The following is a 12,576-nucleotide window of genomic DNA, read 5'->3' on the forward strand; positions in this document are numbered from 1 at the left end:
AACAGGTCTAATCCTCAAAAAAACCAATGGAGGAACCGATCCAGGTTTCTTCGGTATTGTGCGAAACATTGATTAATTCACCCTTACTCATGCGCCCAAGGTTAACGACCGGTTTTAACCGCTCGTTCTTCTCGTCCCAAATAAAAAGGATGCGTATTTCCGCTTTGGAGTTTTTAGCCGAATTGGTTTTAATGTTAGCCGCGTACTTCACTTTCTCTTGGAGAATATAATTTTGCTTATCTGAAATAGCGCCTATTTTCTCTTTGGTGGGATGTAAGTCAATTCCCAGTCCGGCAAAAGAGAACAAGGGTTTTAGAACATAGTTATCCAGGTTGATGTCCTCCGGGAAATCGTCCAGGTAAAAAGAATTTGGAATGTTCCTATGCTTCAATAAGGGCATTACGCATTTGGAAATCATGAAAAACCAATCTGGGTGTGTTACCCATTCCACATCTACCTCATCGTGGAGATTGAACGCCGTGTTCAAATCTTTGGTTCTCGAGATTTCGTCAAAAATAACCCGGTTATATATTCTTTTAATCGGAGTTTTTAGACCTTCTTTTAGGTAAAAGAGCTTTTTCCCTTCTTTAATAATGTCGGTCATACAGACCACTTCAATTCCCAACGCCTTCTTCGTGGCCCAAAAATCGATTCTGGTCTTTTGTTTTTCCGGGTAAAGTTCCATTAGAATGACATGCTCGGGTTGTTCATCACCTAAAATTACCTGCCGCACTTCCTCTAAATATGTAGATTCATCCAAACCACTAAAATAATAATGGAATCCTTCTCTTGGTATGGTGGGATAATTATTCAAAAAAGCTTTCCCTAAAAAGGGCTGATAAAAAAACAAGGTGGGGAATGCTTGCAGCTCAATAAGCTGTGGCGTAACTCCCCCGTTACCATCTTCACAAATTCCAAAATCTATTCCCAGAAAATGAGGTTTCCCAATCTTGGATGGAGACTGAATGTCCCTGTGTACGAACTTCGATCGGATTTCGTCAAAATTTAGATCCCATAGCTGCGCTATAATGCTCTCGCAGGCATCAAATATTTGATTCTTTACGTCCTTACTTACAAATATTGGAGTTTCTGACAAGCGAAAAGCGGTCCCCTCGCCATAGGTGTCCACAATTTCTTTCTTGAGGTTTTCGTAATACTCTTCCTTGAAATCTGCATTGAATTGCTCCCTTATTTTGGTAATCATACAGTCTGTAATTTGTTCTGATCAATGGTCGCAGCCGCCAATCTCAGAAAAGTGGGAATAATAGTCGCATTTGTTTTCATGATCATGTTTTCATCCTCAAGATGTTCCAACATGCTTTTATACTTCTTTATTCCGAACTTTTTTATAACCAGTTTCTTTTTCTCCTCACGGGCAAAATAACGCTTCATTCCCTTGGCATCGGCTTCTGGGTGAAATTGGGTGCCAAAGATTTCATTGGAAAAGCGAATGGCCATTACGGCCCGCTCTAAAAGCACGTTAGGTCTGTTTTTCTCTATACATAATACTTTACCATCCAACGTATCTAATTTCCATTCCTTCGGACCGATAACTTGATAGTCCCTGGAATCGACCGCAAAAAATGGGTCTTCCAAATCTTTAAAAAGGATTTCATTTTGGCCGCTTTTGGTCTTGTGCATAGGCAAAATTCCAAAAGAGGTGGACCTGCGTTTGGTAACCTTGGCCACGTCCCAATGCAAGCAAGCCAACTGAAAAGAGTGACATATTAAAAAGAGATGCTTTTTTTGGGGTTTGGAAAGATTGTGCAGTAAGAGGGCGTCCAAAAAATTGAAATAAGCGTTTTCCCAAGGCTCTCCCGTTACCAATGGTGTTCCTGGTCCACCGGAAGAAATAAAAATATCGTAGTCCTTTAGTTTGGGAATTTCCGATTTTACGCGTACATCAAAAACATCATATTCCCCTTTGATGTCCTTTTGACCTAAAAATTGCACCGCTAATTGTTCAATACAACGCATTCCCTCGTTGGGTTCGCCTGCATTCATATCCAAAATAGCAATCTTATATTTTCTTTCCATTTGTCACCCGACTTTCTTACACTAACGCAAAAAAATGAAGTTGCGTTCAAAATTACTACATATTCCCACTATAGTCCTTTTTGGGTCTGGGAAACTACGTACTCCATCACTTTTTTCAAGTCTTTGGTTTCCTCATAAACCTTAAGCTGCCTGTCCGCTCCAGAACCCTGCTCCAGCATTTGATATACATAATTTACCTCCGTGCGGCACCCAAGCTCATCTACTACGTCGTCTATAAATTCCAATAGCTCATTCATCAATTGGGCAAAAGGTACTTCCTCCTCTTTACCAAAATCAATAAGTTTAGCCTCCACTCCCCATCTTGCGGCTCGCCATTTATTTTCGTTCAATAAAAGTCTGCGATAATTCTTAAAGGTCTGGTTCTTCTGGTTCAATTTGTACAACTTGGCTACCAAACATTGCATAAGTGCGGCAATACAAGTTACCTCATCAACCGTCATCACCACATCACATATCCTAAACTCTATAGTAGGATAGAAGGGGTGCAAACGAATGTCCCACCAAATTTTCTTTGCATTGTCCAAACACTTGGTCCGCACCAAGATATCCACAAACTTGTCATATTCCGCTACGCTAGCAAAAAAGGGAGGAATCCCAGTTCTAGGAAACTTATCAAAAACCTTACTGCGGTAGGATTTAAACCCGGTATCCCTTCCTTCCCAAAATGGGGAATTCGTAGATAGCGCATATAAATGTGGCAGAAAATACCTGACCGTGTTCAAGATTTCCATGCCTTGTTCCCTGTTAGGTATGGCTACGTGTACGTGCATTCCAAAAATAAGATTGCCGCGTGCCACGTCTTTCATCTCATCCACGATTTCATCATATCTTGGTTTGGGCGTTATTAGCTGCTCATGCCATTGCGAAATGGCATGTGTACCTGCTGCGGCAACTTTTAATCCTTCATCGTCCGCCAATTGAATTATTTGTTGACGTAAAAAGGAAACTTCATCCCTAACTTGATGAATATTTTCACAAACATTGGTACCCATTTCTACCATGGATTGATGCATCTCCTCCTTTATCCGCTCCTTTAAAAAGACCTTGCCACCATCAATAATCTTAGACATCTGGGAATAAAGCTTTAAGCTATCGCTATCCAAGATTTGAAACTCTTCTTCTATTCCCAGGGTGAACTTATGCATACTATGCTTGCTTTTTTGTTATTCTTATTTGGATTTCCTAGTTGTTGTCTTCGCCTTCCCAGCTGTTTTCCTCGCTGGAGTTCCCTTTGCAGGCGCCTTCTTAACGGCAACGGGTTTCTTAGCGCTTGGGGTTGCTTTTTTGGCAGCAGTCGAAGTCGACTTTTTTACGGATTTCTTGGCTTCAGCAGCGGTCTTTAAAGTTGTTTTCTTTGCAACTGGCTTTACTGGGGTAGCGGCATTCTTAAGAAAAGTTCCCCAAGACGTGTTGTTCTTCTTCGGTTTGTGCGCTTTCGCCTTTTCAATAGCCAATTTGGCGGAATGTTCCACGATCCAATCAAAATTTTCTTGTCCTACGGAATGGATATCGGCATCTGGCGCAGGGTTACAAAAATCAATGGCATAAGGAATACCATTGCGGATAGCAAACTCTACCGTGTTGAAATCATAGCCCAGAGCCTTGTTCAATTTTAAGGTGTAGTCGTGAATGGTCTTCATTAGCTTTTTATGCTCCTCGCCGGTAGTTTTGGGTTCCGTTGCATAACGTGCATGGAACTCGTTTCTAGGCTCGTAGGGCATTATATGAACGTATTTCTGACCCAAGCAGTAAACACGGTAATAATCGTCAAAAACGATTTCTTCCTGCAACATCATGACCAACTGGCCCGTTTCCTCCAAACACTCGAATAAGTGGTCGGCGTTGTTCACTTTGTAAACATTCTTCCATCCACCTCCATCGTGTGGTTTCATATAGGCCGGAAAACCGATGTAGTCAAAAATGTAATCCCAGTCCAACGGCGCTTTTAAATTCCGGAAGGACTTTTCCGTAGTATTATCCGGTCTTTCTTTGGATGGCAACAAGACGGTGTTGGGAACAGGAACCCCCAATTCCATGGCCAAACAGTTGTTGAAGAACTTTTCGTCCGCACTCCACCAAAAAGGGTTGTTAATGACCGCCGTTCCCATTAACGATGCGTTCTTTAAATATGCCCTATAAAACGGAACCTCCTGGGAGATACGGTCAAAAATAACACTGTATCCGTAATCAATACCTTGTTGTAGCTTATCAACCTGTACGGGCTCGGCAACAATTTCCCCGTTCCCTAATTGATTTACCTTATCTATAAATGCCCATGGAAACGTGTCTTCCATTCCAAATAATATACCTACTTTTTTTGCCATGTTATTTTCTGTTGTTTTATATAAATTAGTCCTTTTGTTTTTACTTAAAAATCTCTTGAGCAATCAGCTTCAGTTCATGCAGAGCGCAGTCAAATTATTCAAGGTACAGGTAACTTAAAAATATTTACCCAAATATTCCGGAAACATCATTTTCCATAAAGGCCAGTCGTGATCTTGCCATTTTTTTTCGTCGTACCAATGTGCGATTCCCTTGCTGTTTAAAATGCCGGACATGTGCAAGTTCTTATCCCTGCAAATATCCCAATCCGAAGTGCCCAATACGATCTGCATGTGGTTATATTTCCATCCTTCCTCATTTTGCATGTACTCGTCCGGACAGTTAAAATAAATCCGCATATCCTCAGAAAGTGGGGCCATGTTTCTAATATTGAACGCGGCACTCATCGCAATTAAATGCGAAATAACATCTGGAAAACGAAAAGCGGTATTAGCGGCATGAAAACCACCAAAACTTACTCCGGAGACCGCAATCCTATGGGTATTGCATTCCCTTTGAATATACGGAATGAATTCGTTTTGTAAAAATTGCATGTACAATTCATAATTATGAATCTTGGTCTCCGAATTCATGTCATCATTGTAGAAGGACATCATATCCAAGGTCTCTACATTATAAAGTTTAACACGGCCTTCTTCTACCAAATGCATTACGGATGCATTCAGTCCAAAATCGGTATTCTGGGTATATTGGCCTCCAGAGGATGGGAACATTAAAATAGGATGCCCCCAATGCCCGGTTACCTCCACCATAATATTGCGACCAAGGGTATTGGAATAATAAGGAATATGTTCAATTTTAGCCATATACTAAATTAATGCAAAAGAATTAGCAGTCAACCATTTAAGGGGCGCAAAAGTAATTTATTTTTTGACATGTTAAATTTTATTTTTTAGTATTCGTTATACTTGCATTCGCTAAGCGCAAAATATGGGTTTTCAGGTTGATTTTATAAGTGCCAAAGGTCATTTTCTTTCTCAAAATTTGAAGAGAAAAGTCCAGTTCCGATTTGTAGCGCCTGGAAATTACAAAAAAAGTGAAGCATCCTTTCCCCTACTATTAATGAATGACGGTCAAGACTACCAAGCCATGGGACTGGAAAAAACCTTGGCACGAGCTTTTACAGATAGAACCCTACGCCCTTTTTGTTATGTTGGAATTTCCTGTAACGAAGATCGGATGAACGAGTACGGTATAAGTGGCACCCCCGATTTTAAGAACAGGGGCAAAAGAGCGGCTTCCTACAGCAGATTTATCATCGAGGAATTAATTCCTTTTCTAAAAGAAGAATTCAATATTTCCGATAATCATCGGGAGTGGGTGTATTGCGGCATGTCTTTGGGTGGGTTATCGGCCTTCGATATCGTGTACAATCACCCGGATTATTTTGGTAAATCGGGTGTTTTTAGTGGGTCTTTTTGGTGGCGCAAGAAAGCCTATGTGAAAGGGGATACGTTGGATAGAAGTCGCATAATCCTCGATGTTATTAAGAACAGACCGCACGTTGCTGGACAAAAATTTTGGTTCCAGTGCGGCACCAATGACGAGCTGGCCGATCGTAATAAAAATGGGGTCATTGATGCCATTGACGATACACTTGACGTCATCAAAGAACTACAAAAAAAGGGATATTCCTATCCAGGTGACATTACCTATATGGAGGTTAAGGAAGGCAAACACGACTTGCTTACTTGGGGAAATGCGTTCCCGAGTTTTTTGAGGTGGGCGTTCCTTGAATAGCTACTGCACTAAAATTTAGCTTTAGAAATCGACTACCAGGCCAATGCTGGGAATTAATTGTCCATTATCCTCTGTAATTTCCACCAGGCTCCTCGGGTCTACCACAGCTCCTGTATCATTCCTGTTAAGACCATATTCAGGTGGTTGAGGGTTGTTTTGGGAAAGTATGTTCTGTACTTCAAAAAATACATCTAAGGACAATTTCTTAAAATTCCATTTTTTATCGATTCGGATGTCCAATTGACTAAAAACACCAAGGTTTTCCTCTCCCAATCTTCCATAGTCCAAGACAATATCCGGGTAGGTATCTAGCGTTCTGTTCAAATCTGTAGGAACGAATGGGGTATTTCCTGCAAAACGGTATCTGGCACTTATTTCCCAATTACGCTTTAGTTTATAGCCTCCAACAAAGGAAATTAGATGACGGCTGTCCCAAACCGATGGTAAGAATACGTTTCTATCAAAGCCTGTAAAATCACTAAAGAAATAGGTGTACGAAAAAATACCATAAAAATTATTCGTTAGTTTCTGTTGAAATTGAATTTCTGTGCCGTAGGTGCGCCCCCGACCTACCGAGGCTATTTCCTCATTCCCCAATACTTCAAAACCACCGCCCTTATTGGCCAGGGAAACCCCATCTGTAACAGAAACAGGATAATCGTCATAATCCTTATAAAATGCTTCTACCGAAATGCTGGCGGCCGGGCCAAAAATATGCTGTAGTCCCAAGACATAATGGTCACTTCTAGTATATTTTAAACTTCTATTTACCAGTTCCAAGTCATTATTCCTAAAACCAAGCATCGTGTAGGGCGGAATCTTAAAATACCGTCCTACGGAGGCGTTTAATTTCCAGTTTTCCTTGAATTCGTAAGAAATTCCCATACGCGGAGAAAGTGTGCTTGCCAAACTATTGCCATCCGTGAAACTGTCATCGTCTGCTCGCACACCAAAAGATACATCCAACTTATTATCGAAGAAAGACTTCGTGGCGTTAGCGAAGAGACCATATTTCATAAAATCTATTTCGGTATTGAATAATATATTATTAGTGGTATTTATGGTCTCATTGGAATAAAAGGATTGCTGTACATTAAAGCCTCCTGTCACCTTCCAGCCGTCATAAAACATTGTTGTTTGGTGCCGTAATTTTGTTTCGGACTCTACGGCATCGTTTCTAAAAATAATGCCTGTTTGGTTTTCGGAATCCTCAAATCTTGTGAAGACATTTGCCAACCGGTTGTTGCTTAGGGTGGTTTGCATAAATCCAGAGCCATTCTTAAAACGGTTTTTCCATGTAAGACCTATCGTATTCGACCTTTGATCAATAAATGGAGCTTGTTCCAATTGTGCTTGCTGACCGGAATCAAATTCGTCCGGTGCCGCCAAAGTAAAATCATCTATGGAACCTACGCCCAAAAGGGTAAGGGAATTATAATCATCTAGCTGATGATCAATTTTGTATTGATAATCCCAATAATTGGGACGAAAAGGTAAGCCGATTAATGCAAACAGCGCCTGCAGGTAACTCCTTCTGGCCGATACTAAAAAAGTAGTCTTGGATTGATCCCTTCCATTTTTGAACAAAGGGCCTTCCATAGTTAAGGCCGCCTCGCTGGCGCTTACTCTAAAATTACCTCCAAAGGAGCTATTGTTACCGTTACGCTGGGTAAATTGGAGCACTCCCGAAAGTGGATTGTCATATTGGGCACCAAAAGCAGACGTGGATAGCGTAACATCATCAATAAAAGAAACGTTCAAAAGTCCAACAGGTCCTCCAGCACTACCTTGCGTACTAAAATGATTTATGTTGGGCACTTCCATACCATCTAAATAGTAAACCGTTTCGTTGGGCGCACCACCACGAATGATCAGATCATTTCTAAAACCACCAACAGAAGGAGAAACTCCTGGCAGGGTTTGCGCTACCTGAACGACATCATTATTACTCCCCGGATAGGTTGCTATTTCAACAGCAGATAAACTTTGTGTGGATAAAGGTGTTTCTTTAGGCCTTCCTATTTTTGAATTTGAAACAACCACTTCATCCAAATTCTCAGTTGCCTCTACAAGTCTAAAATTGTAGGATGGATTCCCTTTAGATTTAACCAGTATATTAAATTTTGTTTGCGTCTCGAAACCCAGATAGCTAACGGTTAGGTTGTACGATGCGGGAACAATGTCCTCCAAGATATACCGTCCATTTTCATTGGTAATGGTTCCTTTTTGGGTGCCGCTCAAAAAAATCGATGCCCCCATTATGGGTTGTCCTGTAACATCCACGACTTTACCGCTTAAGGTTCCAGAAACCTGGGCGACCACATTATCTACTGGCAATAAAAACAGTATGGCGGTGAATACGAAGCACTTTGCAAATAAAAGGGGGTGTAGTTTCAAGCTATTTTCAATTTTGTTTATTCTATTTTATATATGATTAAACAAAAGTAAGGTGTAGCCTTTAGCGCCTATTTAAAAATTTGTTAAAATACTTTTATTTCTTTCTAGAAACCAAAAGCTCCAAATAAGAGAAATAACTGTTGGCGCCTATGCCTTGTACTCCAGCAGTAGTTCAAAGTTGGCATATTCTAACGCATTTTGATGGGTAGCCTCTAAGATTATTTTTGGGGCCTTGCCCGCTTTCTCAGCCTCCAACCATCTTCGGATGCACAAACACCATTTATCGCCTGCTTTCAAGCCTGGAAACTGCCATTGGGGTATGGGCGTGGACAGGTCGTTTCCTTTAGATTTGGTGAACTCCAAAAATTCGTCCGTCATCACGGCACAGACGATGTGGGTGCCAATGTCCTCTTCCCCCGTTTTGCAGAATCCATCTCTGTAGAAACCCGTTTTGGGTTCAAAGCAACAGGAACACAGCTGGGTACCTAATACGTTTTTTGGTTTTTCTTCCATGTGTTGTAAAAAGTAGCGACTTCGTAAGAAGTCTTCAATTCTTTATTTAAAATTTTATCCGCCAACGAAGGGCAATCGTTGAAAAAGGAAGCTAACCGTTTCCTTCGCAACCCAAAAATACCCTGAGCAGTGCGCACAAGTTCCCTTCCATTACTTTTTTGAAAATAGGATATATGGTCAAAATATCCCGAATCCGCATCTTGAAACTCCAAGAGGTAATGGTTTACAGGTCCCTTCTTTCTACTACTCTTATAAAAACAGGGTCCCTTCCATCAAAAGATATGCTATAATCCTGGCTCAGAAAACCTTCCGCATCCACCAAGCTGATGGTCTCGTAAAGTGCATCGCCCTTTTTATAGGATAGGATCTCGTCCGGGCCGTATTTGGATTTACCCTTTCCCTTAAACCGTATTTTTTTACACAATTTCCCGAAGGGATCGGGTGTCCGATCTTTGATCCGTCCTATAATCGTATCACCGTTGTTCAATACTACATATCCCTCTTCATAATGCTTCTGCCCCAAGATAGGGTTGGACAGTGCGAAAAGAAAGAATAGTACGAGAAAAAGTAATGGGTTTCCTAGCTTGTATATCACGTTTATACCTTTATGAATATCTTTCTTTGGTACAAGAAATATGCCAAGAAACAGTAAAAGGTGACCACGGACAAGGCATACAACAACGATGACATTTCCATGGACATGAAATCGTGAACATAAATTTTTCGAAAGAGCCAACCATGTAATGAGGTGTCGCCCACTTCTATCTGTCCCATCACTTTCGCAATAAAGCTGGAGAGGAAATAAACGATAATGGCGTTCGCCCCAATGTATCGGAAGATGCTACCGAACTCTATTTTTTTAACGTCCGTTAGATAATAAATGAGGGCCAATACCAAATTTGCCCACCCCGCCGTGACCAGCACAAAACTGCTAGTCCATAGCGCTTTGTTTATGGGGAAAATGATGTCCCACAAATGACCTATGATCAACAGGCTGCCTCCGATACCCATCAAAAGGGTCGCTTTTTTCTCTTGCTTGGATGCCAAAATCAACCCGGTGAAGATGCCCAGTAAAGAACTGGCAATGGAGGGGATGGTGCTTAACAATCCCTCTGGGTCGTAATCCGCTTTATAGTTATGAGTACCAAAGACTTGTACATCCAACCAATTCGCCAAATTGTTCGGTGCTCGGTCCAAGGTAGATTCCATGCCGTTCACCGGAACCAAGGTCATCAACAACCAATAACCGATTAACAAGATGGCCGTAATGATTATAAGTGTTCTCCATTTGAAATTGATGAACATAATGGCAGCAAAAAAGAACACCACCCCTATACGCTGCAGTACCCCTGGAAAACGAATATCTGCCCAGTCCTTAATAAAAGGTAGGCTTACGGTAAACGCTCCCAGAAAAAGACCCAGACCTATGAGCTTTAAGGTCCGGATCGTAATTTTTTTATAGACCCCCGCATTCACCGTTTTGTTTTGATACGAGAAAACAATGGACGTGCCCACTATGAACAAGAAGAAAGGAAATACCAGATCGGTCGGGGTATACCCATGCCATGGTGCGTGCAAAAATGGCGCATACACGTTGGACCAGGTTCCGGGCGTATTTACCAGAACCATTAAGATGATGGTAGCACCCCTAAAAATATCCACCGATATAATTCTATCCTTCATAATTTTCCTTTTTATAGAATATTGCCCTTTAATCGGTTCCATGCCTTGATCAGCAAGACCCCAGAGATGATAGAGACCACCGTTAAAACCATCGCTTGGGTTGTTCTTCCGTAAATCCAGTATCCCGTAGCGAACATGATGGAGTAAATCAATACGATTCCAATCAGCATCGCCGTAATACCGGCCGGCACGCTCCACACTTCCCCTGACTTTTTAATATCCTTATTTTCGGTTTTGGCATCCCGTACAACTTTGCTCCATCCCGGACCGCCAGGTTGGGTTTTCTTGTAAAAAGACCTTAAGGTTTCAGGGCTTTCCGGAGGTGTTAAAAAGGTGACCAGCATCCAAATGGCGGTAGTAACTACCACGATAAAAGGGTAATTGGCCCATACTGGAAATATGCCCGTCTCCGGTGCAAAAAGGATATCACCTAAATCGGTTCTCGCCAATAAAATAACAATGATTCCCGAGGCGAACATCGCCGTGATCTCGCTCCACGCGTTGATACGCCACCAAAACCAGCGCAAGATGAACACCAATCCGGTACCCGCCCCGAACTGTATCAACAAATCAAAAACCTCGAAGGCGTTTTGTAAAGTCAGCGCAAACAGGGCGCTAAGGACCATCAACACTACCGTGGCCAATCTACCCACTAGAACCATTTGCTTTTCGGTCGCATCGGGATTGATTTGTCTTTTGTAAAAATCAAAAACAATATAGGAGGAACCCCAATTGAGCTGCGTGGAAATCGTACTCATATAGGCAGCCACCAAGGATGCCAATACCACGCCCAAAAGACCACTGGGCAGTTTGGTCAACATGGCGGAATAGGCCAGGTCATGCCCCAGTTTACCCTCCTCCACATTAGGAAACGCTGCGGCGATACTCGCCACATCAGGATATACCACCAAGGAAGCCAAGGCCACCAAAATCCATGGCCAAGGGCGCAGGGCATAGTGCATGATGTTAAAAAAGAAGGTTGCCCCTATGGCATGGTTCTCGTCTTTTGCCGCCAACATTCGTTGGGCTATGTAGCCACCACCGCCCGGCTCCGCTCCGGGATACCACGAACTCCACCACTGCACCGCAATGGGAATGATGAACAGCATAATAAGCACCTGGGTATTGTCAAAATCGGGTAAAATATTGAGTTTGCTCGTAACGTTATCGTGGGACATCAAGGCTTCTATGCCGCCTACTTCAGGGATATTCACCAAGTAGTACGCCGCCCCGATAGCTCCGGACATTGCTACGAAGAACAGAAGGAAATCGGTATAGACCACCCCTTTGAATCCGCCCAAAGCACTAAAGACCACGGTAATCAATCCCGCGCCGACCACGGTTTCCCAAGGTTCCAGTCCCAACATGATGCCCCCGATCTTAATGGCCGCCAAGGTAACGGATGCCATGGTAATAATATTGAATAAGGCCCCTAAGTAGATGGCCCTGAATTTTCGCAAAAAGCTGGCTGGCTTACCACCGTACCGCATCTCGTAGAATTCTAGATCAGTATTGACGTTGGACCTGCGCCAAAGCTTGGCATAGACAAAAACGGTCAACATTCCCGTAATTAAAAAACACCACCAGACCCAGTTGCCTGAAACCCCGTTGGTACGCACAATATCCGTTACCAGATTGGGCGTATCGGTAGAAAAGGTGGTTGCCACCATGGAGAGCCCCAAAAGCCACCACGGCATGGTTCTGCCCGATAGGAAGAACTCGGTTGAGTTTTTTCCGGATTTCTTGGAGACGTAAATGCCAATTCCTAAAACAAGGGAGAAGAATACGATTATAAAGCTATAATCTAAGGTGCTTAGTTGCATGGTTTGGTTGTTAGTTAAC

12 protein-coding genes are annotated in these 12,576 nt (G+C 42.3%); 1 reads left to right on the plus strand and 11 read right to left on the minus strand.

Features of this window, described 5'->3' with window-relative positions:
- Positions 1–7: 7 nt before the first annotated feature.
- The 5 genes from N8A89_RS07565 to N8A89_RS07585 form a co-directional block, all read right to left on the minus strand.
- The gene (locus tag N8A89_RS07565; protein ID WP_281541711.1) at positions 8–1,204 is read right to left on the minus strand and encodes a hypothetical protein; all 1,197 of its coding nucleotides are present in this window, start codon (positions 1,202–1,204) and stop codon (positions 8–10) included.
- Positions 1,201–2,037 (minus strand): type 1 glutamine amidotransferase, encoded by an 837-nt coding sequence (locus tag N8A89_RS07570; RefSeq protein WP_281541712.1) that lies wholly within the window; start codon positions 2,035–2,037, stop codon positions 1,201–1,203. Before N8A89_RS07570 ends, N8A89_RS07565 begins: the two co-directional genes overlap by 4 nt.
- A gap of 68 nt (positions 2,038–2,105) precedes the next feature.
- Complete coding sequence (locus tag N8A89_RS07575) at positions 2,106–3,203, minus strand: carboxylate-amine ligase (RefSeq protein WP_281541713.1); 1,098 nt, start codon at positions 3,201–3,203, stop codon at positions 2,106–2,108.
- A gap of 24 nt (positions 3,204–3,227) precedes the next feature.
- Positions 3,228–4,382: an ATP-grasp domain-containing protein gene (locus N8A89_RS07580; RefSeq protein WP_281541714.1), complete on the minus strand. Its 1,155-nt coding sequence runs from the start codon at positions 4,380–4,382 to the stop codon at positions 3,228–3,230.
- Positions 4,383–4,496: 114 nt separating this feature from the next.
- Complete coding sequence (locus N8A89_RS07585; RefSeq protein WP_281541715.1) at positions 4,497–5,207, minus strand: alpha/beta fold hydrolase; 711 nt, start codon at positions 5,205–5,207, stop codon at positions 4,497–4,499.
- A gap of 124 nt (positions 5,208–5,331) precedes the next feature.
- Between N8A89_RS07585 and N8A89_RS07590 the strand changes: the two genes are divergently transcribed.
- Entirely contained in the window at positions 5,332–6,141 is an 810-nt protein-coding gene (locus N8A89_RS07590) for an alpha/beta hydrolase (protein WP_281541716.1), read from the plus strand.
- Between the two features lie 21 nt (positions 6,142–6,162).
- Here the strand turns inward: N8A89_RS07590 and N8A89_RS07595 are convergent, their stop codons facing one another.
- The 6 genes from N8A89_RS07595 to N8A89_RS07620 form a co-directional block, all read right to left on the minus strand.
- Entirely contained in the window at positions 6,163–8,538 is a 2,376-nt protein-coding gene (locus tag N8A89_RS07595) for a TonB-dependent receptor (protein ID WP_281541717.1), read from the minus strand.
- Positions 8,539–8,685: 147 nt separating this feature from the next.
- Positions 8,686–9,051 (minus strand): DUF2237 family protein, encoded by a 366-nt coding sequence (locus N8A89_RS07600; protein ID WP_281541718.1) that lies wholly within the window; start codon positions 9,049–9,051, stop codon positions 8,686–8,688.
- Positions 9,024–9,263: a hypothetical protein gene (locus N8A89_RS07605; RefSeq protein ID WP_289645239.1), complete on the minus strand. Its 240-nt coding sequence runs from the start codon at positions 9,261–9,263 to the stop codon at positions 9,024–9,026. Before N8A89_RS07605 ends, N8A89_RS07600 begins: the two co-directional genes overlap by 28 nt.
- Before the next feature lie 11 nt (positions 9,264–9,274).
- Positions 9,275–9,646 carry a hypothetical protein gene (locus tag N8A89_RS07610; RefSeq protein WP_289645240.1) on the minus strand — a complete coding sequence of 124 codons (372 nt, stop codon included), beginning with the start codon at positions 9,644–9,646 and terminating at the stop codon, positions 9,275–9,277.
- Between the two features lie 2 nt (positions 9,647–9,648).
- Positions 9,649–10,734, minus strand: coding sequence for an acyltransferase family protein (locus N8A89_RS07615; protein ID WP_281541720.1), 1,086 nt, complete (start codon positions 10,732–10,734; stop codon positions 9,649–9,651).
- Between the two features lie 11 nt (positions 10,735–10,745).
- The gene (locus tag N8A89_RS07620; protein ID WP_281541721.1) at positions 10,746–12,557 is read right to left on the minus strand and encodes a sodium:solute symporter family protein; all 1,812 of its coding nucleotides are present in this window, start codon (positions 12,555–12,557) and stop codon (positions 10,746–10,748) included.
- Positions 12,558–12,576: the final 19 nt, after the last annotated feature.

Origin of the sequence: Maribacter aestuarii, assembly GCF_027474845.2 — a bacterium.
In the GTDB taxonomy this organism is placed as follows: domain Bacteria; phylum Bacteroidota; class Bacteroidia; order Flavobacteriales; family Flavobacteriaceae; genus Maribacter; species Maribacter aestuarii.

Excerpts from the sequence above, each read along its gene's own strand:
- N8A89_RS07570 (WP_281541712.1), bottom strand. The coding sequence starts at position 2,037 with ATGGAAAGAAAATATAAGATTGCTATTTTGGATATGAATGCAGGCGAA.
- N8A89_RS07615 (WP_281541720.1), bottom strand. The coding sequence starts at position 10,734 with ATGAAGGATAGAATTATATCGGTGGATATTTTTAGGGGTGCTACCATC.
- N8A89_RS07620 (WP_281541721.1), bottom strand. The coding sequence starts at position 12,557 with ATGCAACTAAGCACCTTAGATTATAGCTTTATAATCGTATTCTTCTCC.
- N8A89_RS07600 (WP_281541718.1), bottom strand. The coding sequence starts at position 9,051 with ATGGAAGAAAAACCAAAAAACGTATTAGGTACCCAGCTGTGTTCCTGT.
- N8A89_RS07585 (WP_281541715.1), bottom strand. The coding sequence starts at position 5,207 with ATGGCTAAAATTGAACATATTCCTTATTATTCCAATACCCTTGGTCGC.
- N8A89_RS07575 (WP_281541713.1), bottom strand. The coding sequence starts at position 3,203 with ATGCATAAGTTCACCCTGGGAATAGAAGAAGAGTTTCAAATCTTGGAT.
- N8A89_RS07590 (WP_281541716.1), top strand. The coding sequence starts at position 5,332 with ATGGGTTTTCAGGTTGATTTTATAAGTGCCAAAGGTCATTTTCTTTCT.
- N8A89_RS07580 (WP_281541714.1), bottom strand. The coding sequence starts at position 4,382 with ATGGCAAAAAAAGTAGGTATATTATTTGGAATGGAAGACACGTTTCCA.
- N8A89_RS07565 (WP_281541711.1), bottom strand. The coding sequence starts at position 1,204 with ATGATTACCAAAATAAGGGAGCAATTCAATGCAGATTTCAAGGAAGAG.